This is a genomic window from Arthrobacter sp. zg-Y1110, from assembly GCF_025244865.1.
Classification (GTDB): Bacteria; Actinomycetota; Actinomycetes; order Actinomycetales; family Micrococcaceae; genus Arthrobacter_B.
The window spans coordinates 575,207-601,733 of sequence record NZ_CP104272.1 but is presented as its reverse complement, the minus strand read 5'-3'; the positions used below and the strand labels follow the sequence as shown (position 1 = coordinate 601,733).

Genomic DNA, 26,527 nt, shown 5'->3' with positions numbered 1-26,527 from the left:
CATCAGGAACTTTAGTCCCTTGGGGCAGAACGCCGATCCCAGACTACCCCTTTAGTGATAAAGCACACAGTTCTATCGTTTGTAGAAAATGCCTGGTCTGGGTTATGAAAAACTCCCCGCTCAACTCTCTTTGGTCAGCGGCGCGTAACGCAGCAGCAGGCGTTTTTCGCCGACGTCGAACTTCACCTTCGCTACCGTCTTGTCCCCTGCGCCTTCCACCGCGAGCACGGTGCCGGAACCGAAGGAGGTGTGGTTGACCCTGTCTCCGGCCGCCACGGACACGACTTCCTTCTGCGGCTGCACGCGGCCGATGGCCTTGGCCACCGGTGAATTGGCGGTGCTGCCGCCGGTCCCGCTCGGCGCTCCGGCGCCCCAGGACGATCCGCCGTAGCGGCTTGAGGTGATGCTGCCGCCGCCCCAGGTGGGACGGTCCATACCCTCCCGCTTCCACTCGATCAGCTCGGCCGGGACTTCGCTGACAAACTGGCTGGCGGGGTTGTACTGGCTCTGGCCCCACATGCTGCGGACCTCGGACCGGGTCAGGTACAGGCGCTGGCGTGCGCGGGTCAGGCCCACGTAGGCCAGGCGCCGTTCCTCGGCCAGTTCGGCCGGATCCGTGGCCGAACGCTGGTGCGGGAACAGGCCCTGTTCCATCCCGGTGAGGAAGACGACCGGGAATTCCAGTCCCTTGGCGGTGTGCAGGGTCATCAGGGTCACCACGCCCTGCCGGCGGGATTCCTCGACGGCGGCCGCGACTTCCTCCGCCGAGCCGCCGGGGGCATCGGGGATGGAATCGGCGTCGGCCACCAGGGAGACCTGTTCCAGGAACTCGCCGAGGGAACCTTCGGGATTGTCCCGCTCATATTCGCGGACCACGGCCACCAGTTCGGCCAGGTTCTCCACCCGGGATTCGTCCTGCGGGTCATTGCTGGAGCGCAGCTGCGCCAGGTAGCCGGTCTGTTCCAGGACGGCTTCCAGGGCTGCGGACGCGCCGGAGCCGCTGGCCACCTCGGCGAGGTCGTCGATCAGCTTGACGAAGCCGTTGATGGAATTGAGTGACCGGGTGGCCAGGCCCGGAGCCTCCTCGGCACGCCGCAGGGCGGCCATGAAGGAGATCCGTTCGCGTTCGGCGAGGGCGGCTACTGAATACTCGGCGCGGTCGCCGATGCCCCGCTTGGGTTCGTTGAGGATCCGGCGCAGGTTCACGACGTCGTCCGAATTCACCAGCACGCGAAGGTAGGCCAGCGCGTCCTTGATTTCCTTGCGCTCGTAGAACCGCGTGCCGCCGACCACCTTGTAGGGCAGGCCCACCCGCACCAGGACGTCTTCCAGGGAACGGGACTGGGCGTTGGTCCGGTAAAAGACGGCGACGTCGCCGGGGCGCAGGTTTTCCTCATCCTGCAGGCGGTCGATCTCCTCGGCGATGAAGCGGGCTTCCTCGTGCTCGTTTTCGCCCACGTAGCCGATGATCTTTTCGCCGTCGCCCTCCGCGGTCCACAGCCGTTTCTCGGGGCGGTTGGGGTTGCGGGAGATGACTGCGTTGGCGGCGTTGAGGATGGTCTGCGTGGAGCGGTAGTTCTGTTCGAGCAGGATGGTCCGCGCGCTCGGGTAGTCCTTTTCGAAGTCATTGATGTTGCGGACATCGGCGCCTCGGAAGGCGTAAATGGACTGGTCGGAGTCGCCCACCACGGTGAGTTCGGCCGGCGATACGTCCAGCGCGTCGTCGTCGCTGCCCACCAGTTCGCGGACCAGGGCGTACTGCGCGTGGTTGGTGTCCTGGTACTCGTCCACCAGGATGTGCCGGAAGCGCCGGCGGTAGTACTCGGCGACGCCGGGGAACGCGCGGAACATAAACACGGTCTGCGCGATCAGGTCATCGAAGTCCATGGCGTTGGCCTGGCGCATCCGCTGCGCGTAGCCCTTGTAGACGTCTGCGACGGCCTGCTCGAAGGGATCGGAGTAGTTGGCCGATTCCGCATAGGACTCTTCGTCAATGAGTTCGTTCTTCAGGGCGGAGATCTTGTTCATGATCGACTTGGGCGTGAAACGCTTCGGGTCGAGGTCCAGCCCCTTGGCCACCAGCGTGATCAGGCGCAGCGAATCCGCCGAGTCATAGATGGAGAAGTTCGAGTTCATCCCCACGGTCTTGGCTTCCCGCCGCAGGATCCGCACGCACGAGGAGTGGAAGGTGGAGATCCACATGGTCTTCGCGACGCCGCCCACCAGGTTTTCGATCCGCTCGCGCATTTCGGCGGCTGCCTTGTTGGTGAAGGTGATGGCGAGGATCTGGCCGGGGTTGGACCGGCCGGTGGCGAGCAGGTAGGCGATCCGGTGGCTGAGCACCCGGGTCTTGCCCGAGCCGGCGCCGGCCACGATCAGCAGCGGGGAGCCGGCATGCTTCACCGCTTCCTCCTGCTGCGGATTCAACCCCTGCAGCAGGTCCGCGGCCCGGCTTTCATCCGCGTAGGAGGAGCCCCTTCGCTCGGTGCCGGAATGCGGCGCCTTTGTGGCAGGCGCCGGTTCAGCTTTGCGGGGTGCGGGAAAGAGTGGATCAAAGAGATAGTCCATGATGGCTTTAAGTCTAGGCGCTGCGGCCGACATTCCGGTGAGCACCCAAACCGCCCGCTGCGGCGGGAGCGTGCCGGGCCGAACCGGTCAGCCGGAGGTCAGGGCTGCGTGGATCTCGCGGACGGCGGTGGCGGTGCCGGCGATGTGCCACCGGAAGCCGTGGACTTCGACGACGGCGGTGCTGCCGCCGGCGGCTCGGACTATGGCCTTGCCCGGCAGCCAGTCCCATTCCGGGCAGCTGTGCTGGAACCAGGCGCCGGACTGGCCGGTGGCCACACGGGCGAGGTCGCAGGAGCCGGATCCCATCATCCGGATGGTCGCCGCCCGCGAGGCCGCCGCCGTCCAGGGACCGGTGACCTCGGGGCGCAGCAGCCAGGTGGGGTGGATGTAGGTTCCTGCGGACAGGCGGTCCAGCGGTTCGTCGTCGGGTGGAGCAATAACGGCTCCGTTGAGCGTGGCCGGGACGCCCTTGCCGCCGATCCACAGCCGGTCTTCCTGCGGCTGGTAGATGGCGCCGAGCAGGACATCCGGATCTCCGGGAGACTCGTGAGGTCCGGGTTCGGACCGAAGCGCGATGGCCGAGCACCAGTAAGTGGAGCCGGCGAAGAAGTTGTAGGTTCCATCCACCGGGTCGATGACCCAGGACCGGCCGGAGGTGCCCTGGTGGCTGGCGCCCTCCTCCCCCACAATCCCGTCATCCGGGCGCAGCTGCCGCAGCCGGTTTACCACCAGGGCCTCGGCCTCGCGGTCCGCGGCGGTTACGACGTCGGACACCGAGGTCTTCTCGCTGGCGGTCAGCCCTTCCGAGCGCATACGCAGGGCAAGCTGCCCGGCTTCCTGCACCAGCTCGGCGGCGAGGTCGAAGTCTTCGGGGGATGCAACGGCACTCATAGCCCCAGCGTAGCCGTCCACCGGCGCTCCGGACAGGCGCACACGGGGCGGCTCATCATGGTGCGGGACCGGTGCGGCCATACTGTACCTATGGGAAAAACAGCCGCGCAGCGCGCCGCCAAACACGGACTCCAAGCCGGACAGCCCCGCCCGGGCGGCCCGGGACCAATACCCGCGGGGCCGCAGGGCAAGAGCAGTCCGGGACTGCTTGTCATTGCGGGCGTGGTGGCCACACTGTTCCTGTTCTGGTACCTGCACCTCATGGTGCCGGGCCAGTTGTCCCAGCTCGCAAACGGTCTGCCCATGCCCGATTCCATGGTCTTCGGCTACGGCGAAGACCACCTGGCGGCCCTGCGCAGTGCCATGGACAAGGAGGCGCTCGGCCGGCTCAGTTACGTGCACAAGACGGCCGGGACGCTCTTTCCCCTGATCTTCGGCCTGACCTGGCTGCTGATCATCGGCCTGAACACCCAGCGCCGGGCGTTGCGCTGGGTGCTCTTCAGTGCGCCGATCCTCTTTGTGGTGGCCGACCTGTGGGAGAACATTGCCATTGACAATGCCCTCGGGGCCGTCGAACTATCGAGCGGAGATGCCGCTCTGGCCGGCACGCTGACCGTCGCCCGCTGGATCCTGCTGGGGCTCAGCCTCGTGGCGTCCGTGGTGTCCGTCTTTACCCGCGGGGTTGGACGGCCACCAGAACTTGTCGCCCAGGACAAAGGCTAGGGCCGGGACCACGACGGTCCGCACCAGCAGCGTGTCGAACAGGACGCCGATGGCCACGATGATGCCCACCTGGGTCAGGGTCACCAGCGGCAGGACGCCGAGGACCGCGAAGACGGCCGCCAGCAGGATGCCGGCGCTAGTGATCACGCCGCCGGTGGAGCGCAGTGCCGCCAGCATGCCCTGCTTGGTGCCCATGGTCGCTGCGTTCTCCCGGGCACGAGTGGTCAGGAAGATGTTGTAGTCCACACCCAGGGCCACCAGGAACAGGAACGAGTAGAGCAGTGTCTGCACGTCCATGGCCGGGAAGTCCAGCACATTCTCGAACAACAGCCAGCTGAGACCGGTTGCGGCCAGGAACGTCAGCAGCACGGAGGCAACCAGCAGGACCGGCGCCACCAGGGAACGCAGCAGGATCATCAGCACAAGGAACACCAGGGCGATCACGGAGGTGCCCACCAGGACGGTGTCGTGCTGGTTCGCAGCCAGCTGGTCCACCCGTTCGGCCGCCTCGCCGCCTACCAGTGCCTCGTAGTCCTCAGCGGCAAGGTCACTCCGCAGGTCGGTGATGAAGGTGTTGGCTTCGTCGGTGCCGGCCTCGTATCCGGTGACCAGTTCCACCCGGGTACGTCCGTCATGCTCGGTGCCGGGGGTGGCTGCGGTGACGCCTTCGATGCCGGAGAGCTGGGCGACGGCGTCGTCCGCTGAGTCGGTGTCCACCAGGACAGTGACGGGTGAGGACGAGCCGGCCGGGAAGCCTTCGGAAAGCGTCTCCGCGGCGGTGACCGCCTGGGGCTTCTCCCGGAACTGCTCGTTTTCGCTCAGGCCGATCTGCAGGGTGAACAGGGCGCTGCCCAGGGCCAGCAGTACCAGGACGGCGGTGCCGGCAATGGTTTTGGGCCGGCGTGCGGTGGCTTCACCGAGGCGGCCCCAGAACTTGCCTTCCTTGGCCTGGTCCCCCACCTTGGGCACAAAGGGCCAGAACAGTTTGCGGCCAAGCAGCACCAGGGCCACAGGCAGCAGGAACAGTGCGCTGAAGATGGCCAGGACAATGCCGATGGCCGCCGAGAACCCGAGGCCGCGGTAGCTCTGGGTATCGGCAAACAGCAGGGTGAGCAGGGCCAGGATGACGGTACCGCCGCTGGCAATGATGGCTTCACGGGTGCGGGTCAGGGCCTTGCGCATGGCCTCGTACACCGAGTCGTGGACACGCAGCTCCTCCCGGTACCGGGCAATGAGCAGCAGGGCATAGTTGGTGGCGGCACCGAAGACCAGGACGCTGGTAATGCCTACGGCAGACGGATCCACGGTGATTCCCGTGGCCGGGGCCAGCAGGTCCACTACCTTGGCGGCCAGCTGTTCGATGGCGCCGACGATCGCCAGCGGCACGATCCAGAGCCACGGCGAACGGTAGGTGATCAGCAGCAGCACGGCGACGACGCCGGCGGTGACGGTCAGGAGCACAAAGTTGGCTCCGGAGAACACTCCGGCCAGATCGGCACTGAAGGCAGCCCCGCCGGTCAGCTCTGCCTTGACGCCCTCCGGGGCGGCATCGGAAACGGCCGTCCGGAGCTCTTCGACCTCGGCAGAGACGGCGTCGCCGTCGTCGGCGGCTGCCTGCAGCGTCAGCGGAACAATCGCGACCAGCCGGTTCTCCGAAACCACCGGCGGAACCTGCGGCGGCGGGCCTGAGGCCCCGACCTCCGTGGCCGCTGCGTTGATCCCGGCAATGCCGGCAGTATCCGCATCCGTCAGCGGACCGCCGTCCTCGCGGGAAACCACCACGATGGCGGAGGATTCCTGCGCGTCAGGGAACTCCTGGAGCAGATCGGCGACCTGTGCGGACTGGTACTTGTCATTCAGCCCGCCCACGTCGGTGGTGTCGTTTTCCTGTGCCGGCAGGGCGAACAGGCCGATGATGACGGCCACCCCGATCAGCAGCGTGACCCACGCCGTCTTGGCGTTCTTCACTATCCCTGCATACATGCGCTTCTCCAAGCCTTCTAAAGTATCTCCATTCGAAAGTATCTTAGATATAGAGATACTTCAATTCCCAGTTACTATTAGTTTGTGGAGGATAAAGAGCTACGGCGGGAGATCGTCGATGCACTCCGCGGCATGAGCCTGGACGGACAACGTGTCGCGGACGCTTTCGCGCACTCGAACGGCCTGAATGCCACCGACATGCGCGCCCTTGTGCTCATCATGGAGGCGGAGATGCGGCATGAGGCACTAACCGCCGGGCAGCTCAGCGCCCGGCTGGGCACCTCCTCCGGAGCCACCACTGCGGTGATCGACCGGTTGGAGCGCATCGGCCACATCCACCGCAACCGCAGCCATGCGGACAGGCGGAAGGTCACCCTGCACTTCGAACCCCTGGCCATGCAGCTTGCCGGCGCCTACTTCGGTCCTCTGGGCGCACTCACCGACGAGGTCATGTCGCGGTACACGGAAACGGAGCTGCGCACCATCCTGGGCTTTATGCAGGCCATACGTGAGACCTATGACCGCCACATTAAAGACCGGCAGTCCGACGGCGCCGGCGCCGCCCCCGTCAGCGGCGGCGCTCCGGACGGGCTGCAAACACGCAGCGGGAGAAACGGGTAAGCTGGTACCGCCCGCCGGGAAGCCGGCGGTCCGCCCTCGTAGCTCAGTAGGATAGAGCGGCCCTCTCCTAAAGGGCAGGTCGTCGGTTCGATTCCGGCCGGGGGCACATTTTTCTTTAAGGGCCCGTTCCCGGCTATTTAACGGCGCCGGCCGTGAGCCCGCCGATCAGGCGCTTCTCGATGACCGCGAACAGGATAATCACCGGCACGATCGCCACGATCGAAACCCCAAACACGTATTGCCAGCTGGTGGCGTACTGGCCGATGAATTTCGTCAGCGCCACTGACAGCGGCTGGTTCTCCGCCGTGGACATGATGACCAGGCTCGCTGCGAATTCGTTCCAGGACGAAACGAAGGTGAAGATCACTGCCGTAACGATCCCCGGCCAGACCAGCGGCAGGTTGATCCGGAAAAGCACCTTGAGCCGCCCGGCGCCGTCGATCTGCGCCGCCTCGTCAATCTCGCGGGGAACTGCGGCAAAAAAACTATGCATGATCCACAACGCGAAGGAAAGATTGAAAGCCGCGTTGATCAGGATCATGGCCAGCCAGGTGTCGTTGAGGTCCAGCCACAGCATCTGGCGGAAAAGCCCCGCGGTCAGCACCGCCGGCTGCAGCATCTGCGTCACGATCACCAGAAACAGGAATGCCAAACGGCCGGGGAAACGGAACCGGGCCGTGTAATAGGCAGCAGGCGTGGCCACAAGCAGCACCAGAACCGTGGCAAACACGGCAATGATGACGGTTGAAACCAGGTTGTAGGTCAGAGGCGTTTCCGGTGTGTCCCACATGGACTGGTAGTTGCCGAACTGCAGGCCCTCCTGCGGAAGATACTCAGGCGGAACCGACAGGATTTCCGGGCGGGTCTTCAACGAGCCGACGAACATCACCAGGTAGGGCGTCAGGAACAGCAGAGCGATAACGGCACCGGCAGCGGTACGTCCCCACATCCGCCGGGCACTGACGTTATCGGCATACCGGCGGGGGCGCGCGGGTGCCGGGGCAGCAGTGCGGATAGGGGCCGGGGCGGTGATGGCCACTTCATGCCTCCTTCATCGGTTTGACGATCTTCACGTACGCGGCCACGATCACCAGCACGACGGCGAAGTTCACCACGCTGAGCGCGCTCGCCACGTCCAGGCGCCGGTCAAACTGAAGCACTTTGAAGATGTACGTCATCAGGGTGTCCGCACTGTAGCCGGGAATGGATCCCGTCATGATCCGCAGGATTGGGAGGTTATTGAAGACATTGATGATGTTGATCAGCACGGCGACTGCGAGCGCGCCGCGCAGCTGGGGCAGCACCACGCTGAAGTAAGTGCGCACCGGTCCCGCGCCGTCCATTTTGGCTGCCTCAAGGGCATCCCCGGGAATGGCCTGCATCCCGGCAAGCAAGGTATAGGTGGTGAACGGAAGGGACACGAACACCCCCACCACGATGGCCGCCCCGAGGGCGGTGGCAACATTCTTGGTGAAACCGTAGGAGGCGTCCAGCAGCCCGACGTCGACCATGAACTTGTTCATGATCCCGTAGTCCCGGTCCAACCCGTAGTAAAACACCGTTGTGGTCATGACTACGCTGGCCGCCCAAGGGACCACAACTGCCATCCGGACGAGCGTTCGGCCCGGGAACGGCTTGTTCAGGAAGTTCGCCAGGGCCAGTGAAATGACAACGGTCAGGGCAACCACAACCGTTACCCACACCACGGTATTGAGGAGGACACGGGGCAGGTTGGGGTCTTCGAAGACCGTCCGGTAGTTTGCCAGCCCCACACCTTCCACGTTCGTACCGGCCTGGCTGATGCGGCGGGTCGAACTGTAGATCATGTAGCCGGCAGGAAAGATCACAACTCCGAACACCAGGGCCAGCACCGGAGCGATCCAGGGCAAGGCAGCCCATCCGCTTTCACTGTTTCGGAGCTTCTGCCGGCGAACCCTCACACCCGGGTGGCGGACTGTACTCATAGGCTCAAACCGTTCTGGACCGGGAGGAGCCGCATCGGTTGACACGGCCCCTCGGGACGGGTGTCAGGCTGCGTCGGCCTTGGACTGGATCTGCTCCAGTACTGTCTGTGCGTCCTGGTCCTCCAGTTGGCCCATAAGGGACTTGAACGCTCCGTCGGCCGCGTTCCAGGCGGGGTTGGTGGTCGGGTAGAACTCGGCGGTCGGCAGCATGTCCAGGAACGGCTTCAAGCTTTCATCCGAGCCCATCGCCTCGGATCCGCTCTTGGTGGTGGGCAGGAAACCTTCGGTCTCCACCCAGTCCACGTAGTTGTCTTCCGCGTAGAAGAAGTCCATGAACGCCTTAATGGCCTCCTGCTTGTCCTCATCGTTCTTGAAGGCCATCAGGCGGTCCGCGACCCCGAGGGTGGAAGGTTCGCCGCTGTTGGTGGGGACGCTGGCAATCCCATAGTTCAGGTCCGGGTTCTCTTCCTCAATCTGGCCAACGGTCTGCGGCAAGGCGTAGACCATCCCGATCTGCCCCTGCGCGAAGACGTTGATCATAGGAGTGCGCTGGGTGGCGCCCGGATCCGGCTGGGTGACGCCGTCGGAGATCATTTTCTTCATAAACTCTGCTGCCTCGAGGTTCTCGGGCGTATTCACCGTGATCTCCGATTCGTCCCCAAAGCCGCCGCCGTTGCCGGCGAACCAGATGAGGCTTTCGCCCTGCGCCTCTTCCGATCCGAGCGGCATTCCGTACCCGGGAACGCCGGTGGCCGAAATCTCCTGGGCGGCTGCATGGAGTTCGTCCCAGGTGGTGGGAGGGGCCTGGATGCCTGCAGCATCGAACAGATCCTGGTTGTAGAACAGGGCACGTACCGAAGCGATCAACGGCAAGCCGTACTGGGTGCCGTCGAGCATCTCGTTTTCTGCGAACGACTCTTGGAAGTCGGCGATGGTCTCCTCTGAGGCCACCTCGTTCGCCGGATAGAGCAGCCCCTCATCCGCAAAAGCAGAAAATGCACCGCCGTTGTAAATGTCGGGCGCCTCTCCGGCCTGGATTTTCGTCTGCAGCACCGATTCCAGGTTTTCCCAGGACTCCACCTGCAGGTTCACGCTGATGTCCTCGTTGGCGGCTTCGAAATCTTCGATGACCCCTTCCCAGAGGGCCTTGGTGCCGTCGGAATAGCTGGGAACAAGCAGGTCCAGGGTGCTGGCCCCGCCTTCCTCGCCCGAGTCCCCGCTTCCCCCGAAACCGCAGGAAGACACCGTAAGCGCTCCCGCCGCGGCTAGGGCCATCATGCCGGTTCGAAGTTTGCTCTTCATTGGATCCTCTTTCAGACAGTCACGGCCGGGCCGCGAATCCGAGCCACGACGCCGAGGCCGCCGGACGGCCTGAGCACCCTTGGCTGATGATGGAACTTGATAGCAAAACGGGATATTCGATCAGCGAACATCAGTTGATGGAAGATACTGGCCCTCCTGCCCCGGTCCGTCAAGGGGTCCGGCGCCGCCCGTCTAAAGAAAGGCCCGCAAACCGCACACCGTCGTGCGGGTTCATCCCAGGATGTGTTCGGATCATTTGCTTGATTTTTTCTGATCTATAGACAGCAACTTCAATCAGAGCGCATCATTGACCAACTCTCGTCCGATCCGGAGGGCCAGCCCAGAGGAGCCGAGCATGCCTGAATCCTTTACCGCTCCCCAGGCACCTGCTGCCGGGAGCATGATGCGCAAAGAACTGCACTCGCAGCCGGACGTTTGGGAGCGTGCCATTGCCCAGGCGCATGCCGAGGACCTCCTTCCGGCCCCCGGCAAACGCGTGGCAGTGATCGGCTGCGGCACGTCATGGTTCATGGCCCAGTCCTATGCTGCGGTCCGGGAGGCCTCCGGCGGCGGGGAGACAGACGCATTCGCAGCATCGGAAGCCGCGGCGGTGAGCGCCCGGGGATACGACGCCGTCGTCGCCATCAGCCGTTCCGGCACTACTACGGAGGTTCTGGAATTACTGGACCTCGTCGGGGAGGCGATGCCCTCTACCGCGGTCCTGGCCGACGCCGGTTCACCCGCCGCGGGGCTGGCCCGGGGTGTGGTTGCCCTCCCCTATGCTGACGAATCATCCGTTGTGCAGACCCGCTTTGCCACCTCTGCCCTGGCCTACCTGTTGACGGCCACGGGCATGGATCTGGGCAGCGCCGTGGAGGATGCGCGGAACGTCCTGGCGGAACCGATCCCTGCCGAGCTCCTTGGGGCTGAACAGTTCAGCTTCCTGGGCCGGGGGTGGACGGTCGGTCTGGCCCACGAGGCAGCGTTGAAAATGCGCGAGGCGGTCCAGGACTGGACGGAGTCCTACCCGGCAATGGAATACCGGCATGGACCAATCGCCATTGCCGGGCCGCGCAGGGTCACTTGGATGGTTGGTAAAGAACCGCGGGGGCTGCGTGCGGATGTGGTTGCGGCAGGTGCGCACTATGAGCACTCCCTCCGCCATCCGCTGGCGGAGCTCGTGCGAGTCCACAGGACAACACTGGACCGGGCATTGGCGCGGGGGTTGGATCCCGACCACCCCCGCCACCTCACCCGGTCAGTGGTCCTGGAAGGCTAGCGGCGCAAATGGTTGGTGCAGGTTCTCCTACGGTAGACGGGGATTCCGTCCTTGCCTTCGATGTTGGCGGGACGGATATCAAGGCCGCGTTATCCGGTCCCGACGGCGCGTTGCATTCCCTCCAACGCGTGCCCACTCCGCGTGCCCGGGCAGGGACGGGGGAAGCCATAGTGAAACGGGTTGCCGAGCTGACGCACGGTCTTGTCAGGGACTATCCGGCTGCCTCGGTGAAGGCCATGGGATTTGTGGTTCCCGGGTTGGTTGATGAACGCGGCGGGGTCGGCATCCTGGCGGCGAACCTGGGGTGGAGTAACTATCCGTTTGGGCGTCGCCTCCGCGAAGAGACAGGTTTGCCGGTTGCCTTCGGCCACGACGTCGGCGCGGCCGGTGAGGCCGAAATGCGGCTCGGCGCCGGACAGGGACTGCGGAACGCGGTAGTGCTGGTTATCGGCACGGGAATAGCCGGTGCAATTTTCTGTGACGGTGCCCGGGTAGCCGGGGACGGGTTTGCCGGGGAAATCGGGCACACCCCCGTTCCTGGCGGCTTCGCCTGTGCCTGCGGGGCACACGGGTGCCTCGAAACGATCAGTTCCGCCGGGGCCATCGTGCGCCGGTACAACGAAAGGACGGGCCGGAAAGCCGTGGGGGCGGACGAGGTAGTCCGGGCGGCCCGCAGCGGGGATGTCCGGGCGGGTGAAGTCTGGGATGCCGCCGTGGACGGCCTCGCAGCAGGCATCTGCCAGCTCGCGGCGCTGCTTGGCACCGAGGCCGTGATCCTTGGCGGCGGATTGTCCCAGGCCGGGGAGTTCCTCACCGCTCCCCTGACCCGAGCCGTTGATGCCAGACTGTCCTTCCACCGCCGGCCCGGGATCCGGATCTCAATGCTGGGACAGGACGCGGGATTGATCGGAGCGGCACTGCATGCACGCGGCCTGACGGCGGTGCCGCTGTGACGGGCTCGGTCCTGACCGTCACGGCCAATCCTGCCCTGGACAAAACCTATGTCGTGGAGCAGCTCAACCCGGGGGACAGCCACCGCGTTCCACCGCCGGTGGTTCGGGCCGGAGGCAAGGGCATGAACGTCGCGCGCGTGGCCCACCAGCTCGGCGCTTCCGTCCTGGCCGTGGCCACCTGCGGCGGCTCCTCCGGACGTGCCTACCGGGAGGACCTCGATCGCTCCGGCATCCCCCACCGCCTGGTGCCGGTGGAACCGGCCACCCGGCACAGCCTCGCCTTTGTGGACCGGTCGGCCGGCGCCACCAGCATTTTCAACGAAACCGGCAGCGCGCTCTCGTCGTCGGAGTGGCGTGCGCTGGAGCAACAGACCGGCGAGCACCTTCGCGCGGCCGGCTGCCTGGTGGGGTCGGGCAGCCTTCCCCCGCAGTCCCCCGCAGACTTCTACCCGGGGCTGGTCCGTGCTGCCTCTCGACGAGGCGTTCCCTGCATCATCGATACCTCGGGACCCGATCTCATCCGCGCGGCGGAAGCGGGTGTCTTCGCCGTTAAACCGAACCACCGGGAGCTGTTGGAAGCCACGGGTGAAGCAAATCCCCAGACGGCTGCACGCGTCTTAATTGCCAGAGGAGCCGGCGTTGTCTTCCTCAGCTGCGGGGAGGACGGGATGCTGGCGTTTACGTCCGCAGACCCCGGCCACTTCCTGCAGGCACGGCTCGGTCACGCCCTGAAAGGAAACCCCACCGGAGCGGGTGACGCCGCAGTGGCCGCCATAGCCGTACTACTGGCGGCCGGCTGCCGGGATGTCACACTGATGCTGCGCACCGCAGCGGCGTGGTCCTCGGCGGCTGTCCTGATGCCGGCCGCCGGTGAAATCTCGCCGGAGCACCGGTCCCTGATACGCCGGATTACGGTGACCCGACACCACGACGGGGAGGAACTCCGATGACCCTCACCTCCACACGTGCACTGATGGACCGGGCCGCTGCGGCTGGAACGGGCCTCGGGAGTTTCAACGTGCTGCATCTGGAAACCGCAGAAGCGATCATCCAAGGGGCTGAAGCCGTGGGATTGCCGGTAATCCTGCAGATTTCGCAGAACTGCGTTGCGTACCACGGTTCACTCGAACCGCTGGGGGTTGCCTGCCTGGCTGTAGCCGCCGGAGCCCGCGTTCCCGTGGCACTGCATCTGGACCATGCCGATGATGAAGAGCTGGTCTATGAAGCGGTCCGGCTTGGGTTCAGTTCGGTGATGTACGACGGCGCGCACCTTCCCTACGGGGAGAATGTGGCAGCAACCAGCCGGGTCGTGAAACACGCGGAACCGTACGGCGTCTATGTCGAGGCGGAGCTGGGCAGGGTGGGCGGCAAGAACGGGGCACACTACCCCGGCGTGCGGACGGATCCATTCGAAGCTGCAGACTTTGCGCTGTCCACCGGCGTTGATGCATTGGCGGTAGCCGTGGGTTCATCCCATGCGATGACCACGCGCAGCGCCCGGCTCGATCTGGGATTGATCCGGGAACTCCGAGGTGCGTTGGACATCCCGCTGGTCCTGCACGGCTCCTCAGGCGTTCCGGATGCAATGCTCGTAGCTGCCATTACTGCTGGGCTGACGAAAATAAATGTTTCCACGCATCTGAACGGCTTTTTTACCCGTGCAGTGCGCCAGGTGCTCGGGAACGATCAGGATCTCGTCGATTCCAGGACGTACCTTTCCGCGGGCCGGAGCGCGCTTGCCTCCGAGGCCGGCCGCTTGTTATCCCTCTTCGCCCGGGCCGTCCCTGCGGACCTGGACTGAAACCCGATGGAGAAGACAGCGCGGCTCAACGCGATCCTCGACCTCCTTGCCGCCCGCGGGCACGTGCAGGTTGAGGAAATAGTAGTGTCCCTCAAAGTGTCCCCGGCCACTGCCCGTCGGGACTTGGACAGCCTCGCTGCACAGCGGCTCTTGAGCCGGACCCGGGGCGGGGCAACCATGGAAGCAGTCGCCTATGATCTGCCCACGCGCTACTCGCGCGACGAGCACACCGCTGAAAAGCAGGCCATAGCCCGGGCTGCGAGCTCCTTGGTGCCCAAGGGTGCCGTGATCGGCTTGTGCGGGGGAACCACCAGCACCGCCATCGCGCAGGCGCTGGGCATGCGGCGGGACCTCATGGAACCGTCAAACAGGCCGACCCTTACCGTGGTCACGAACGCCATCAACATCGCTGTCCAACTGGTAGTCCGCCCCAATATCCGGGTCATGGTGACCGGCGGGGTCGTGAATCCGCGCTCCTATGAACTGGTTGGGCCCTATACCGATGTCATCCTGCAGCGCGTGGCCCTGGATTTCGCGTTTGTAGGGGTCAACGGACTGGACGCCGAAGTAGGTCCCACGGTCAGCGATGAAGGGGAAGCAGCCGTCAACTCGCTGATGTCCCGGAGGGCATCGGAAACCTACATCGTCGCCGATTCCTCCAAAATCGGAAACCGGAGCTTTGCCACGCTCAGCGGATACGTCTTTAGCAACCTGATCACGGACAGCGGCATCTCCGACAGCGACAAGGCTGCCTTCGAGAGCCGCGGCACCCGGGTCCTCGTAGCACCGATGGAAGGCAGCATCAGCTAGGCCTCAGGACAGGTCCGCGGAGTTCCGTTCCTCGTCCCGGGCCACGGCGAACTGGGTGTTGTACAGCTCCGCGTAGCGTCCCTCCCGCGCCAGCAGTTCCGCGTGCGTTCCCTGTTCCGCGATCCGTCCGCCCTCAATGACCAGGATCCGGTCGGCATTGCGGATGGTGGAGAGCCGGTGGGCAATCACGACGGCGGTCCGCCCCTGCAGCGCCTCGCCCAGGGCGGCCTGCACGGCGGCCTCGGAAGTGGAATCCAAAGCGGCGGTGGCCTCGTCCAGGATCACGATCCGCGGCTGGGCCAGCAGCAGCCGCGCGATGGTCATCCGCTGGCGCTCCCCGCCGGAAAGCCGGTAGCCGCGCTCCCCCACCATCGTTTCCAGCCCGTCCGGCAGGGACCGCACCATGTCCTCCAGCCGCGCCCGGCGCAGCGCATCCCAGACTTCCTCTTCACTGGCGTCGGGGTTAGCCAGCAGCAGGTTGGCCCGGATGGTTTCGTGGAACAGGTGCCCGTCCTGGGTCACCATGCCCAGTGCCTGCCGGATGCCGGCGAAACTCACGTCCCGCACATCCGTACCGGAGAAGCGCACGGCACCCGAATCGACGTCGTACAGCCGTGCCAGCAGCTGCGCAATGGTCGATTTGCCCGCCCCCGAGGTTCCAACCAGGGCGACGGTCTGCCCCGGTTCAACGCGGAAAGACACTCCGTGCAGGACTTCCTCCCCGCCGCGGGTGTCCAGGACAGCCACCTCTTCCAGCGACGCGAGGGACACTTTGTCCGCGGTGGGATAGGCAAACCGGACGTCGTCGAACTCCACGCTCAGCGGTCCGGCCGGCACCGGTGCCGGGGATTCCTTCTCCCGGATCAAGGGACGAAGGTCCAGGATTTCGAAGACCCGCTCGAAGCTCACTACCGCGCTCATGATCTCCACGCGGGCGTTGGCCAGGGAGGTCAACGGCGCATAAAGCCGGGTCAGCAGCAGCGCCAGCGTGACGACGTCGCCCGTATTCAGGCTGCCCTGCAGCGCCAGGTAACCGCCCAGCCCGTAGACCAGGGCCAGGGCCAGGGCGGATACCAGGGTCAGGGCCGTCACGAAGACGGCCTGCATCATTGCCATCTTCACGCCGATGTCCCGCACCCGGGAGGCACGGAGCGCAAACTCGCGGGATTCGGCGTCGGGCCGTCCGAACAGTTTGACCAGGGTGGCACCGGGTGCGGAGAACCGCTCGGTCATCTGCGTACCCATGGACGCGTTGTGGTTGGCAGCCTCCCGGCGGAGCGCGGCAAGCCGGCCGCCCATCCGGCGTGCCGGCAGCAGGAACACTGGCAGCAGCAACATGGCCAATACGGTCACCTGCCAAGAGGTACCGAGCATCACGATGAGGGTCAGTACCAGTGCGACGACGTTGCTCACCACACCGGAAAGGGTCCCGCTGAAGGCCTGCTGGGCGCCGATGACGTCATTGTTGAGCCGGCTGACCAGCGCACCCGTACGCGTGCGGGTAAAGAAGGCAATGGGCATTTTCTGGACGTGGTCGAACACCGCGGTGCGCAGGTCCAGGATGACGCTTTCGCCGATGCGCGAGGAAAACCAGCGCGTAGCCAGGGAGACTGCCGCGTCCGCCACCGCGACGGCGGCAATCAGCAGGGCCAGCCGGATCACCACGCCCGGCGCTGTGCCGGCCACAATGGAGTTGACCACCTGCCCGGCCAGGACCGGCGTCGCCACGGCCAGGAACGCGCCCACCACGGACAGTAAAACGAACCCCAGGAGCCGGGTCCGGTAGGGAGCGGCAAAGCGGACAATCCGCTTCAGGGTTTCCCGCGAAATCTTGCCGTCTACTCCCTTGGCGCGGGAGATCTGCATCAGCGAACCCCACGCTGCGCCTTCCATGCTCATGTCTGTTCCTCCGATATCCGCACGTTCCAGCTTAAACCCGTCCGAAGGCCGTTCCCGCCTGATCGCTAGTGGCTGAAACTCCGCCGGAATCTGTTCCTGAGGGCACAGTGAACCAAGTCACTAGTTTGGCTCCGGGCGCTGGTACACTTCGAATCGCTGCCCCTGGAGCTGAACCGGGCACCGACGAAAGGCCGTAATGCCCCCGGCACTCAAACCCTTAGCCGCCCCCACGGGCGGCGCCTCTTCGGAGGGCAACACTCCCGGCGCGCAACCGCGTCCCACGGCGCTGGTTGCCGTTGAACAACCCGAGGTCTTCTCCGTTGTGGCCGGAATTCTCGCCGATGCGGGCTTGGAAGCAGTCCCCGTGCTGGACCTCGACGAGGCCATGGAAGCTGCACGTGCCGGCTCGCCGGTGTTGGCGGTGGTGGATTCCACCATCCGCCAGGTCGCCGGAATGGACATGCTCAAGCGCCTCCGGCACGAACCGGCCATGACCAAGCTGCCGGTCATCCTCGTGGCGGGCGAAGCCGGGCTGGACATGGACTTCATGGTTGACCTGGGCATCGCCGACTTCGTGGCCAGCCCGGTGGACCCCGAGGATCTGGCACGCCGGATCAACCTCATCCTGGCCACCGCTCGGGCGCGCAGGGACCGACGGGCGGCCACATCGCGGCTGCGGGCGGACACGCGCCGTATTTCCGCCGCCATCCGGGCCACGAATGATCCGCAGCAGATGGCCGAGGTAGTGGTTCACGGACTCGGAGCCACCTTTGAAGCGGACCATGCACTGCTGGTGACCTTCCCGGATGAGCGCGTTCCGGAACTGGCCCTGGCGTGGAGCCGCGAGGAAACCTCCGGTGGCATTCCCGCGTTGAACGCCCATACTGCGGGTGAGCTGGCCGAAACGCTGTGGGAGCGGGGCCGGGGAATGGCGGTGGAAGACCACGGTCAGCCCGCCGATGAGCCGGTACCGATAAGCGCGGAATCCCGGGCTGCCGGGCTGCGCACCTCCGTGATTGTGCCGCTCGGCCACGGGGACAAGGCTTTCGGGCTGCTCTGGCTTGCCGGCGAGGGTGCCCCGCGGGACTGGACGAGCACGGAGATCTCCCTGATCCAGCATGTCAGTGGAAACCTGGCGCACGGCCTCGTGCAGGGCAACCTCATTACCGCGCAGCGGATGGTACTCAAACGCCAGCGTGACCTGGACCAGGCCAAGACCGATTTCGTGGCCACGGTCAACCACGAGCTGCGGACACCGCTGACCTCGATCACCGGCTATCTGGACCTCATCCTGGACGGCTCCGGCGGGGACATCCCGGACGACGTCGCGCAGATGCTCAAGATCGTTGGCCGCAATGCCGTTCGGCTCAACCAGCTGATCAGCGATCTGCTGACCATCTCCCGGCAGGATGCGGACGAGATCAACCTCGAGGTGGAGGAAGTGGACCTGGAAGAACTCCTGCGCGCCGTTGCCGCCTCACTGGCACCGGCAGCCGGGGCCAGCAGCCTGGACCTGCGGTTGGACCTGGGGACCGATCCCTTGCTGGTTGACGGAGACCGCGCCCAGCTGGAGCAGGTCTTCACCAATCTCTGCTCCAACGCCGTGAAGTTCACGCCGGCCGGCGGAACCGTGCAGGTCAGTGCCGCGCTGGTCCATCCGGACGGCGCCGGGCCGGGCGTGCGGGTACAGATCCGGGACACCGGAATCGGCATCCCGGAAGGGGACCTGCCCAATCTGTTCCGGCGTTTCTTCCGTGCCTCCAACGCCACCTCCGCTGCCATCCCCGGTACCGGCCTGGGCCTGGCCATCGTCCAGGACATTGTGCTCCAGCACGGCGGAGAACTGGGGATTGCTTCCAAAGTGGGCGAGGGCACCACGGCAACGGTCCAGCTTCCGGCCACCCGCTAGGGTCCGGACGGCTGCGGCTAGACGGGGGCGGGGGCGGCAGCCAGGATCCGTTCCGGCGCGGAATAGCAGTTCAGGGACGTACCGCGGCTGAACCCGATCAGCGTCATTCCGGCGTCCTTGGCCAGATCCACGGAAAGCGCGGACGGTGCACTGACGGCGGCTAGTACCGGGATACCCGCCAGTTGGGCCTTCTGGACCAGCTCGAAGGACGCCCGTCCGGATACCTGCAGCACCATGCCGCGCAGCGGAAGCATCCCGGCGCGCAGGGCCCACCCCACCACCTTGTCCACCGCGTTGTGCCGGCCCACGTCCTCGCGCAGGCACAGCAGCTCGCCGTCGGCGTTGAAAAGACCCGCCGCATGGACGCCCCCGGTCCGGTCGAAGACCTTCTGGCCTTCGCGCAGCCGGTCCGGCAGGGCCGCCAGCATGTCCAGCGGGAGCCTCACGCCGTCGGAGGACGGATCGAAGTGCGAGGACTTCCGGACCGCCTCGATGGAAGCCGTTCCGCAGATGCCGCAGGAGCTGGACGTATAGACGTGCCGTTCCATCCCGGTGTCAGGGAGCGGGGTGCCGGGCCGGAGCTGGACATCCACCACGTTGAAGGTCTGTTTGCCTTCGTCATCCACTCCGGCGCAGTACCGCAGGCTGATGAGCTGGGCCGGGTCCCAGATCACCCCTTCGGAGACCAGGAATCCGGCCACCAGGTCAAAGTCATCGCCGGGGGTCCGCATGGTGACGGTGAAGGACTTACCCATCACCCGGATTTCCAGCGGTTCCTCCCCCGCCAATACGTCATCCCGCCGGCTGACGTTCCCGTCCAACCGGAAGCGCGTGACCCGCCCTCGCTGGGTAACCCGTCCCATGGTGTCTCCCTGTCTTTAGTGCATTGACTCTGGCTCCGGGTGGCCGGGGTCCCCCGGATTGTCCCGCTCTCCGGCCTTCCCGGTGTCCGGGCTTATCCGGACGGTGCGCGGTTGACCTGCCACGGCAGGGGCAGTGCCATCACGGCCTGGTCCCTGATGCAGCCTTCCGGCGGCACCACCATAACGGCGTCCGCCTCTGCCAGTCCGCGGAGCATTCCGGAGCGGAAATACGGCGAAGGCATGGCCCGGTCTTCCTGGATGCTGCAGGGAACCAGCCTGGTCCGTCCGGGCAATGGTTCCAGATCCACCCCGGCCAGGACATGCCGTTCACGGGAAATCGGTGCCCCGCGGAGTCCGTCCAGCAGCGGTTGGACGATGGTGAAGACCGCCATCATCGCGGCCAGCGGGTTGCCGGGCAGCGCTACCAGCAGGCGGCCGTCCTGCAACCGGGCCAGCATGGTGGGATGGCCCGGACGCATCGCGATTCCGTCAATGAGGAGTTCAGCCTCGACCTCTTCCAAGGCACGGCGCAGGTGGTCCGCGTCGGAACGTCCGGTGCCGCCGGTAGTGACGAGGACGTCGCCGGAAGACATTGCGATGGAGAGTTCATCCGTGGCTTCGCTGCTCAGCGCCGCCACCACTTCCTCCAGCCGGTCCGGCAGGCGCCGGACGACGTCGATGCGTCCCCCCAGCATCGTGATCAGCTGCGGCAGCTGGGGTCCGAAGGTGTCTCGGACCTGTCCCGGCTCGGGCAGGCCGGCTTCGATGACTTCGTCCCCGGTCAGCAGCAGGGACACTCGCGGGGAGCGCAGCACCGGCAGGGTGTCATGTCCGCACACGGCAGCCAGTGCAATATGGGCCGGGTTGAGCATCTTGCCCGCCGGGATGGTGGTCTCCCCCGCTGCCGCCTCTTCTCCGGCCGGGCGGATATGTTCGCCGGTGCGCGGTTCGGATTCCTTCGCGCGGTCGCTGAGCGTCAGCTGCGGCGGCGTTGTGGCCGACACGTTGCCGCTTTCGGAGCGCAGCACGGCTTCGGCGCCTTCGGGGATAAGCCCGCCGGTGAGGATTTCCACGGCCTCGCCCGGCTGGAGTGCGCGGCGTCCCGATTCGCGGTGGATCTGCCAGCGTTCCACCTCGGGTTCCTCATGGGTAATGACAGTCCACGGCGGCGGTCCTGCAACAACCCATCCGTCCATCGCGGCGGAGGCGTAATGCGGTACCGGTTGCAGGGCAGTGGTTTCGAGGGCCAGGATCCGGCCGAGTGCCTCGTCCAGGGGAACCGTCTCATACGGCAGCGGGCGGGCCGCTGCATAGGCGGCGTGGCGGGCCTGCGCCCAGGAGGCATTGGGCTGGGCCGGCAGGATGACGGGTGCGGGATGTTCGCTCATTGGGCGTCTCCTTCCGTTGCGGCGTTCCGGCACTGTTCCGCGGCTACCGCCATGGCCGAACGCATGGCGACGGCGTCGTCGGCCTGGCCGCTGCCGGCGGCGAGTCCAGCCGCGTACCCGACAATGAAGGTGGTCAGCGGGGCGGCAGGCCGCACCACGCTGTGCGCGGCAGCTGCAGCCAGATCGAGGACAGCGGAGACATCCACCGGTGTGCCCTCGAGTTCCAGTGCCTGCAGCAGCCTGCCGCTCCACGCCTCGAGTTGTTCCTGCTGGCTTGCCATTCGTGCTCCTTCGTTTCGCTTGGGGACCGCCCGGTGCTACGGCAGGTCCCCGGCGCTCACACCCAGGGTTTGTGCATCGTTCCAGGTGTCAACATCGGCTGTACTCGTCGGGGGAACATCAACACCCCTCCATTGCACCCTAGCAAGCAACGCCTTCATGGACTTGTTCGCTAAACCCTCCGCGGCCAGGGAAGCAACAGCGGCGCGCAGGTCAGCTGTGCGGTAAAGCGCCGCCAGCGGCTGGCGGTTACCGCTGGAATCCACTGCCAGCAGGCTCTCGGCGGGCGGCACGGCGGCTGCATCCAGCAGGGCCCGGACGGCGGAGGCGATCTGCGGCATGTCGCAGGCCAGGACCATCGTCCAGGGGCTCCCTCCCCGGTCCTTGAGGCCGCCGTCAGTGAGGCTGCCGCTGGCGCTGTCCCTCTTCTCGAGGTCGGCGAGGGCGGCGACGGCGGCTCCGACTGCTGCTGCGGGACCGGCGTAGGCCGGCTCCTCCCGGACCAGCAGAGGCGTCACCGGGGACCCGCCCAGTGCGGATGAGCTCAGCAGGTTCGACAGGTCCGGCGGCCCCGCGACGGCGATGCTGCGTGCATCCTGCACTGCGGCAAGGGTGGTTTCCAACAGGGTTCTGTCCCCTGCCAGGAGCAGCGCCTTGGGCGTGCCTCCAAGGCGCGTGGAACGGCCGCCGGCCAGGACGACTGCATCATAAGGAGCGGCAGCGGACATCAGGCAGCCGTGTCATTCTGCAGGAACGGATCCCACTGCGGTGAGGGACGTTCAAGCTCGCGGATCTGCCAGCGCGCACCCCGGGGCGCTTTGGGGGAAATCCGCAGCTCCCAGCCAAGTTGCGCCAGTGTCCTGTCCCCTTTGGTGTTATTGCAGCGCAGGCAGCAGGCAACCAGGTTCTCCCAGCTGTCATCGCCGCCGCGGGACCGCGGGACCACGTGGTCCACGGTAGCCGCCGCCTTCCCGCAATAGGCGCATTCATGGTTATCCCGGCGCAGGACGCCCCGTCGGGTGGCTACGGTGCCCTCCCGGTAGGGAATTTTCACGTACCGGTGAAGCAGGATCACCGAAGGCCTGGGGAGGATTTCGTTGGGGCCGACCACCGGCTCGCCGTTTTCCGCCACCACACTCGCCTTTCCATTCAGGACCAGCACCAAGGCGCGGCGGAAGGTGATCACGGCCAACGGTTCATATCCAGCATTCAGAACGAGAGTGCGCATGCACATACCTCTTCGCCTGCCGCCCGCGAACCGGTGAGTACAAGACACCGCTTTCGCCAACGGCACATCGGATTGTCTATGCAAGAGTAGAACGCGATCGCGTTCTTGGCCATTTATGCCGGTGGTGCAGGGGCTCGGCCCCGGCCCGCAGCACCCCGCCTGGCTCCGTGCCCGGGCTGCGGCTTAACCAGGCAAGGCCCCTCCCGAAGGAGGGGCCTTGCCATGGATGCTGTACCGGGAGCTGCCTAGCCGCCTACGCGGATGTAGACGCCGCCGGAGCCGAGCTCGGCCGGAGCCACAACGGTGGATCCACCGTTGAAACCGCCGTGCACTGCCTGTCCGCCGCCCACGTACACGGCGATGTGGGCCATGCCCATCCCGCCGTCTGCGTAGTAGATAAGGTCACCGGGGATGGCCTCAGCTGCGCTCACCGTCCGTCCAAGGGTGAGGTAGCTTGCAGGCCAGCCGTGGTGGTTGATTCCGGCCGCGGCCAGCGCGTTGGTGACCAACCGGGTGCAGTCCTGGCCGATGCCCAGCTGCGCGTAGGCAGCGGCTGCAATGGTGGATGCTACGCCGGAAGGGGCGCTCTGCGCGGGCTGCGCAGGTGCCGGCGTGCTAAGGGTGGTGGCCTGAGCAGCAGGAACCGTGTTGGCAGCAGCACGCGTGCCGGCAGCGACGGCAGCCGGTTTCGGAGCCGCAGCGGCAGCAGGTGCTTCGGCAACCGGGGCTACAGGTTCCGCCACGGGTGCCGGGGTGGTGCCGGCGATGCTGTCGCGTTCGAACGAAACCGTCGCGTTTTCGGAGACCTGGAGGATCTTGACCGAGGAAAGATCCAGGGTGCTCGTCTGGACGTCGCGCATGGCGTCCGCCCCGGAGGCATTGGCCGCGACACCGGTGGTCAGTACCAGCCCGGAGGCTGCCGCGATCACGGCGGCCTGGCGGCCCACCGTTCCGGCGTTGGCACTGACGGCGCCGGCAAGGGCGTTCAGCGTAGTGGTGCGTTCCACCGGCGCCCGGTGGCGGGCGCGCTCAATTGTCGAGGTCATGATTTTCTCCGCGTCTCGTATTCCGGTTAGCTGACGCGGACGAAGCTGACGCCGCCCAGGTCCGAGAGGGCATGCAGGCCGGTGTTCAGGCCGTTCAGGCCGCCGCTGATGACCTGGCCGTTGCCGACGTAGATCGCAACGTGGCCGCCGTTGACCACAAGGTCACCGGGAGCCGGAGTGGAAACCTGGGGACCGAACTGCAGGAACTGCATCGGGCCAAGGTCGCCGACGGCCTTGCCGACGGAGCGCAGGGCGTTCTCGACCATGGCGGTGCAATCCTGTGCCACACCGATCTGGCCGTAGGCGGAAGCAACCAGGCCAGCTGCGATGTTGCCGGAAGCCGGTGCTTCGACCGGAGCCGACATGGAGGAGGCTGGCTTTACGGCGGCACCGGAGGCTGCCGGGGCGGCGGTGCGGGCAGCTGCGGCATTCTTGGTGGCTGCTGCCTGGGTTGCTGCTGCGGCCTGCGAGGCTGCGAGCTCTTCTGCTGCCTGGGCTGCGGCCTCTTCGGCTGCAACCTGTGCGCGGTATTCGGCGCCGGAAGTGGAGCTGGGGGCAACCAGGGGAAGCTCGAACGGTGCGTTGGCGGGGGCGGTAACGCTGCCGGCCACGATGTTCAGGGGGGTTGCTGCGAGTGCCTGGCGGTCCGTGCTTACGGAAGCCTGTGCAGGAAGTCCGGCAGCCAGCACGAGGCCGGATGCTGCAACTACGACGGCGGCCTGGCGGCCTACGGTTCCGGCGTTGCTGCTGACTGCCTTGGAAAGTGCAGTGATCGGGTTGGTCTGTACGGTGGCAGCGCGACGGCGGCCATGAGCGTTTGATGACACAAGTTTGCCTCTCCCAATTGCCTACGAGGTGAGCTGTCGGATTCGGATGGGAGTCACCCGGTTGCCCGGCCAATGGCCTTTTGCAACTTAACCCCAAGGGTTTCTTTCGAAACCCGAAATTGGTTCCCCCGCCTCTGCCATGCGATTCTGCGAACGGACTTCAAACAGTGGCAGAGCTAGGCGATCTGTTCGAAGGTGCCCCACCTTTGGCGAATCGGGCACGAGGATGAGCGTACAGCAACATTTGAGGTATGTCACGTTCCGATCACGAAACGATATTCAACTGGTTACAACCAATTGATTTAAGCGCTTACAACCAATTCAGCGGGTCCACTACTTCGCCGTTAACCATGACCTCGAAATGCAGGTGGCAGCCGGTTGAGGAACCGGTTGTACCGCTCGCGCCGACCAGGAATCCGCGCTCGACTTCAGCGCCCACGGTGACGGCAATATTGGAAAGGTGGTTGTACGTGGTCTGGACTCCGTTGCCGTGATCAACCACAACGCGGTTGCCGCCGCCGTAGGGATGCCAGCCGGCGAAGACCACGGTGCCGGATGCCGCAGCATTGACCGCCGTACCGCAGGCAGCGGCGAAGTCCTGTCCGTTATGCATCTCGCCGTGCTGCCCGGTGATGGGGCTGACCCGGTGGCCGAACCCGGAGGTCTGCACCAAAGATGAGTCCAGGGGCGTGGACAGCGTGCCCTTGGCTGCAGCAGGGACCGCATGCGAGCCGGCGGCAACCGTGATGGCGGCCAGCTTGGCGTCCGGGTCGTATTTGCTGCTCAGCCCGGCCCGGGCGAATCCGATATCAGCGTTCGGGTCGGCCGAGACAGGCGCGTCGACCGCCACCGGCTCGTGCTGGACCGGATCGTCGGCTGCCGCATGCGTGGGCATGGCGGCCGTAAGGATCAGGCCCGACGTGGCAGCGGTAATAGCCACCTTCTGGGCGGCACCGCCCACGGACACGGACTTTGTTTCGGCGCGCCGGCGGCCTGACGGTGAGGCGTTGCGCGGGCGCGCAGGTGCAATAGGAGCTGACGCGCGGCGCCGGCCCGAAGCAGCATGCTTCGACAAGTTTTTCCCTCTCATGGATCGCCTGCGAAGTTAGCTGTCGGATTCGAGTAGAGAAACTCGGCCTTTCCGGAAAAGGCGGGCATCACCTGCAACTATGCAGGAAATGCAGCCGGCTCCCGAAAGGCTTCACCCCAAGGCAGCAATGCTGCCGGAAAGTGGGTCCTCCGCCCCTGCCTGGACGAGTTTAGTGCTCCGGTCCGCTGGCAGGGCTCGGCGGACGGACCGGATAACGATGGTGTTTCAGCGTCGGAACTCACTATAGGGTAAATGTCACAAAAGTGACCATTCCGTTACCCAACTGGGGAAACAAAGACGTGGGATGCCACTTCCGTAGGCAGTTCCAAGGCACCCTCGATGCCCGGAACACGCACGGAAATATAACCGCCTACAACTTCTGCAGTGATCTGCGCTCCGGGCCGCAGCCCCGCTTCGTCCAGCTGGGTAAGCAGTTCGGGTTCCACCTGGATGGGTTCCGCCAGCCGGACCAGCCGAAGCTTGGTCCCCGGCTCGGCCGACGCGACAGTGGACACCAGATCGACGACGCCGGCGATGAACACTTCCGCTGCCACCCCGCCGATCCCCTCGAGGCCGGGAATGGGATTGCCGTAGGGCGATTCCGTGGGGCGGCCCAGCAGCTCATACAGGCGCCGTTCCACACGCTCGCTCATCACGTGTTCCCAGCGGCAGGCTTCGTCATGGACGTAGGCCCAGTCAAGTCCGATGACGTCCGCAAGGAGCCGTTCGGCCAGGCGGTGCTTGCGCATGACCTCGGTGGCCCGGCGCCGGCCCAGTTCCGTCAGTTCCAGCCGACGCGTCCCGGCAACCACCACGAGCCCGTCACGTTCCATTCGCCCGATGGTCTGGGAAACCGTGGGCCCGGAGTGGCGCAGCCGTTCGGCAATGCGTGCACGGAGGGCAACGATGTTCTCTTCTTCCAGTTCCAGGATGGTCCTGAGATACATCTCAGTGGTGTCAATGAGATCCGTCATGACGGGCCGCTCCTAGCAAGGGAGGAAGAGAGGCAGCGCACCGCTGCCCCGGGGGTGTACGCCAACACGTTAGCCTATCCGCCGGACCGCCCGATAATTGCGCGGCACCGGGCACAGTCTCTGGTGGCG

General features: G+C 65.7%; 23 protein-coding genes, 1 tRNA gene, 1 pseudogene and 2 riboswitches. Of the genes and pseudogenes, 9 read left to right on the top strand and 16 right to left on the bottom strand.

The genetic code is table 11. The features are described 5' to 3' along the window. Positions 1–120: 120 nt before the first annotated feature. Both pcrA and N2K99_RS02900 read right to left on the bottom strand, forming a co-directional pair. Positions 121–2,568, bottom strand: a complete 2,448-nt coding sequence (pcrA, locus tag N2K99_RS02905) for a DNA helicase PcrA (RefSeq protein ID WP_227933811.1) — start codon at positions 2,566–2,568, stop codon at positions 121–123. An 87-nt stretch (positions 2,569–2,655) separates the two neighbouring features. Next, on the bottom strand, positions 2,656–3,459 hold the full coding sequence (locus tag N2K99_RS02900; RefSeq protein ID WP_227933810.1) for an inositol monophosphatase family protein: 804 nt from the start codon (positions 3,457–3,459) through the stop codon (positions 2,656–2,658). A gap of 90 nt (positions 3,460–3,549) precedes the next feature. Here N2K99_RS02900 and N2K99_RS02895 point away from each other — a divergent pair, with 90 nt between their 5' ends. Beyond that, positions 3,550–4,182 (top strand): hypothetical protein, encoded by a 633-nt coding sequence (locus N2K99_RS02895; protein WP_227933809.1) that lies wholly within the window; start codon positions 3,550–3,552, stop codon positions 4,180–4,182. A gap of 21 nt (positions 4,183–4,203) precedes the next feature. On the opposite strand, the pseudogene N2K99_RS02890 reads toward N2K99_RS02895, so the two are convergent. Then, positions 4,204–6,165 (bottom strand): annotated as a pseudogene (locus tag N2K99_RS02890) (MMPL family transporter); the annotation flags it as partial. 84 nt (positions 6,166–6,249) lie between these two features. On the opposite strand from N2K99_RS02890, the gene N2K99_RS02885 reads away from it, so the two are divergent. After that, complete coding sequence (locus tag N2K99_RS02885) at positions 6,250–6,786, top strand: MarR family winged helix-turn-helix transcriptional regulator (RefSeq protein ID WP_227923038.1); 537 nt, start codon at positions 6,250–6,252, stop codon at positions 6,784–6,786. Between the two features lie 32 nt (positions 6,787–6,818). Continuing rightward, positions 6,819–6,892: transfer RNA gene (locus tag N2K99_RS02880), tRNA-Arg, on the top strand. Between the two features lie 27 nt (positions 6,893–6,919). Here the strand turns inward: N2K99_RS02880 and N2K99_RS02875 are convergent. From N2K99_RS02875 to N2K99_RS02865, 3 genes are all read right to left on the bottom strand, one after another. Beyond that, positions 6,920–7,825 (bottom strand): carbohydrate ABC transporter permease, encoded by a 906-nt coding sequence (locus tag N2K99_RS02875; protein ID WP_227933808.1) that lies wholly within the window; start codon positions 7,823–7,825, stop codon positions 6,920–6,922. Between the two features lies 1 nt (position 7,826). Beyond that, positions 7,827–8,750, bottom strand: coding sequence for a carbohydrate ABC transporter permease (locus tag N2K99_RS02870; protein ID WP_227923028.1), 924 nt, complete (start codon positions 8,748–8,750; stop codon positions 7,827–7,829). Positions 8,751–8,813: 63 nt separating this feature from the next. Further along, positions 8,814–10,052, bottom strand: coding sequence for an extracellular solute-binding protein (locus tag N2K99_RS02865; protein WP_227933807.1), 1,239 nt, complete (start codon positions 10,050–10,052; stop codon positions 8,814–8,816). 355 nt (positions 10,053–10,407) lie between these two features. Here N2K99_RS02865 and N2K99_RS02860 point away from each other — a divergent pair, with 355 nt between their 5' ends. Genes N2K99_RS02860 through N2K99_RS02840 form a run of 5 tightly spaced genes read left to right on the top strand, consistent with a single transcriptional unit; the run spans position 10,408 to position 14,895 of the window. Beyond that, the gene (locus N2K99_RS02860) at positions 10,408–11,331 is read left to right on the top strand and encodes an SIS domain-containing protein (RefSeq protein WP_227933806.1); all 924 of its coding nucleotides are present in this window, start codon (positions 10,408–10,410) and stop codon (positions 11,329–11,331) included. 8 nt (positions 11,332–11,339) lie between these two features. Continuing rightward, positions 11,340–12,284 (top strand): ROK family protein, encoded by a 945-nt coding sequence (locus tag N2K99_RS02855; RefSeq protein WP_227923021.1) that lies wholly within the window; start codon positions 11,340–11,342, stop codon positions 12,282–12,284. Then, positions 12,281–13,234, top strand: coding sequence for a 1-phosphofructokinase family hexose kinase (locus N2K99_RS02850; RefSeq protein ID WP_227933805.1), 954 nt, complete (start codon positions 12,281–12,283; stop codon positions 13,232–13,234). Before N2K99_RS02855 ends, N2K99_RS02850 begins: the two co-directional genes overlap by 4 nt. After that, on the top strand, positions 13,231–14,085 hold the full coding sequence (locus tag N2K99_RS02845; protein ID WP_227923016.1) for a class II fructose-bisphosphate aldolase: 855 nt from the start codon (positions 13,231–13,233) through the stop codon (positions 14,083–14,085). The genes N2K99_RS02850 and N2K99_RS02845 overlap by 4 nt, the downstream gene beginning before the upstream one ends. A gap of 6 nt (positions 14,086–14,091) precedes the next feature. Beyond that, the gene (locus N2K99_RS02840; RefSeq protein ID WP_227923014.1) at positions 14,092–14,895 is read left to right on the top strand and encodes a DeoR/GlpR family DNA-binding transcription regulator; all 804 of its coding nucleotides are present in this window, start codon (positions 14,092–14,094) and stop codon (positions 14,893–14,895) included. Positions 14,896–14,898: 3 nt separating this feature from the next. Here the strand turns inward: N2K99_RS02840 and N2K99_RS02835 are convergent, their stop codons facing one another. Further along, a complete protein-coding gene (locus N2K99_RS02835; protein WP_227933804.1) occupies positions 14,899–16,794 on the bottom strand; it encodes an ABC transporter ATP-binding protein in 1,896 nt (631 codons plus the stop codon). Positions 16,795–16,990: 196 nt separating this feature from the next. Here N2K99_RS02835 and N2K99_RS02830 point away from each other — a divergent pair, with 196 nt between their 5' ends. Then, positions 16,991–18,703 (top strand): ATP-binding protein, encoded by a 1,713-nt coding sequence (locus N2K99_RS02830; RefSeq protein WP_227933803.1) that lies wholly within the window; start codon positions 16,991–16,993, stop codon positions 18,701–18,703. Between the two features lie 17 nt (positions 18,704–18,720). Here N2K99_RS02830 and fdhD read toward each other — a convergent pair whose 3' ends face one another. The 9 genes from fdhD to N2K99_RS02785 all read right to left on the bottom strand — a co-directional run bounded on the left by fdhD (position 18,721) and on the right by N2K99_RS02785 (position 26,398). Further along, entirely contained in the window at positions 18,721–19,566 is an 846-nt protein-coding gene (gene fdhD / locus N2K99_RS02825) for a formate dehydrogenase accessory sulfurtransferase FdhD (RefSeq protein WP_227923007.1), read from the bottom strand. Between the two features lie 92 nt (positions 19,567–19,658). After that, positions 19,659–20,954 carry a molybdopterin molybdotransferase MoeA gene (locus N2K99_RS02820; protein ID WP_227923003.1) on the bottom strand — a complete coding sequence of 432 codons (1,296 nt, stop codon included), beginning with the start codon at positions 20,952–20,954 and terminating at the stop codon, positions 19,659–19,661. Then, entirely contained in the window at positions 20,951–21,235 is a 285-nt protein-coding gene (locus N2K99_RS02815; RefSeq protein ID WP_227923001.1) for a DUF6457 domain-containing protein, read from the bottom strand. Before N2K99_RS02815 ends, N2K99_RS02820 begins: the two co-directional genes overlap by 4 nt. 36 nt (positions 21,236–21,271) lie before the next feature. Continuing rightward, a complete protein-coding gene (locus N2K99_RS02810) occupies positions 21,272–21,961 on the bottom strand; it encodes a molybdenum cofactor guanylyltransferase (protein WP_227933802.1) in 690 nt (229 codons plus the stop codon). Further along, the gene (locus N2K99_RS02805) at positions 21,961–22,461 is read right to left on the bottom strand and encodes an HNH endonuclease (RefSeq protein WP_227922996.1); all 501 of its coding nucleotides are present in this window, start codon (positions 22,459–22,461) and stop codon (positions 21,961–21,963) included. The genes N2K99_RS02810 and N2K99_RS02805 overlap by 1 nt, the downstream gene beginning before the upstream one ends. A 245-nt stretch (positions 22,462–22,706) precedes the next feature. Further along, complete coding sequence (locus N2K99_RS02800) at positions 22,707–23,507, bottom strand: NlpC/P60 family protein (protein ID WP_227933801.1); 801 nt, start codon at positions 23,505–23,507, stop codon at positions 22,707–22,709. Positions 23,508–23,533: 26 nt separating this feature from the next. After that, on the bottom strand, positions 23,534–24,334 hold the full coding sequence (locus N2K99_RS02795; RefSeq protein WP_227922992.1) for an NlpC/P60 family protein: 801 nt from the start codon (positions 24,332–24,334) through the stop codon (positions 23,534–23,536). A gap of 3 nt (positions 24,335–24,337) precedes the next feature. Then, positions 24,338–24,496: riboswitch (cyclic di-AMP (ydaO/yuaA leader) on the bottom strand. Positions 24,497–24,644: 148 nt separating this feature from the next. Then, a complete protein-coding gene (locus tag N2K99_RS02790; protein WP_227933800.1) occupies positions 24,645–25,409 on the bottom strand; it encodes a M23 family metallopeptidase in 765 nt (254 codons plus the stop codon). 3 nt (positions 25,410–25,412) lie between these two features. Continuing rightward, a riboswitch (cyclic di-AMP (ydaO/yuaA leader) is annotated at positions 25,413–25,609 on the bottom strand. A 90-nt stretch (positions 25,610–25,699) separates the two neighbouring features. Continuing rightward, positions 25,700–26,398, bottom strand: coding sequence for a metal-dependent transcriptional regulator (locus N2K99_RS02785; RefSeq protein ID WP_227922988.1), 699 nt, complete (start codon positions 26,396–26,398; stop codon positions 25,700–25,702). Between the last annotated feature and the right edge of the window lie 129 nt (positions 26,399–26,527).

Excerpts from the sequence above, each read along its gene's own strand:
- N2K99_RS02860 (WP_227933806.1), top strand. The coding sequence starts at position 10,408 with ATGCCTGAATCCTTTACCGCTCCCCAGGCACCTGCTGCCGGGAGCATG.
- N2K99_RS02835 (WP_227933804.1), bottom strand. The coding sequence starts at position 16,794 with ATGAGCATGGAAGGCGCAGCGTGGGGTTCGCTGATGCAGATCTCCCGC.
- N2K99_RS02800 (WP_227933801.1), bottom strand. The coding sequence starts at position 23,507 with ATGACCTCGACAATTGAGCGCGCCCGCCACCGGGCGCCGGTGGAACGC.
- N2K99_RS02845 (WP_227923016.1), top strand. The coding sequence starts at position 13,231 with ATGACCCTCACCTCCACACGTGCACTGATGGACCGGGCCGCTGCGGCT.
- N2K99_RS02855 (WP_227923021.1), top strand. The coding sequence starts at position 11,340 with ATGGTTGGTGCAGGTTCTCCTACGGTAGACGGGGATTCCGTCCTTGCC.
- N2K99_RS02815 (WP_227923001.1), bottom strand. The coding sequence starts at position 21,235 with ATGGCAAGCCAGCAGGAACAACTCGAGGCGTGGAGCGGCAGGCTGCTG.
- N2K99_RS02870 (WP_227923028.1), bottom strand. The coding sequence starts at position 8,750 with ATGAGTACAGTCCGCCACCCGGGTGTGAGGGTTCGCCGGCAGAAGCTC.
- N2K99_RS02785 (WP_227922988.1), bottom strand. The coding sequence starts at position 26,398 with ATGACGGATCTCATTGACACCACTGAGATGTATCTCAGGACCATCCTG.
- pcrA (WP_227933811.1), bottom strand. The coding sequence starts at position 2,568 with ATGGACTATCTCTTTGATCCACTCTTTCCCGCACCCCGCAAAGCTGAA.
- N2K99_RS02900 (WP_227933810.1), bottom strand. The coding sequence starts at position 3,459 with ATGAGTGCCGTTGCATCCCCCGAAGACTTCGACCTCGCCGCCGAGCTG.
- fdhD (WP_227923007.1), bottom strand. The coding sequence starts at position 19,566 with ATGGGACGGGTTACCCAGCGAGGGCGGGTCACGCGCTTCCGGTTGGAC.
- N2K99_RS02805 (WP_227922996.1), bottom strand. The coding sequence starts at position 22,461 with ATGCGCACTCTCGTTCTGAATGCTGGATATGAACCGTTGGCCGTGATC.
- N2K99_RS02840 (WP_227923014.1), top strand. The coding sequence starts at position 14,092 with ATGGAGAAGACAGCGCGGCTCAACGCGATCCTCGACCTCCTTGCCGCC.
- N2K99_RS02810 (WP_227933802.1), bottom strand. The coding sequence starts at position 21,961 with ATGTCCGCTGCCGCTCCTTATGATGCAGTCGTCCTGGCCGGCGGCCGT.
- N2K99_RS02895 (WP_227933809.1), top strand. The coding sequence starts at position 3,550 with ATGGGAAAAACAGCCGCGCAGCGCGCCGCCAAACACGGACTCCAAGCC.
- N2K99_RS02820 (WP_227923003.1), bottom strand. The coding sequence starts at position 20,954 with ATGAGCGAACATCCCGCACCCGTCATCCTGCCGGCCCAGCCCAATGCC.
- N2K99_RS02830 (WP_227933803.1), top strand. The coding sequence starts at position 16,991 with ATGCCCCCGGCACTCAAACCCTTAGCCGCCCCCACGGGCGGCGCCTCT.
- N2K99_RS02865 (WP_227933807.1), bottom strand. The coding sequence starts at position 10,052 with ATGAAGAGCAAACTTCGAACCGGCATGATGGCCCTAGCCGCGGCGGGA.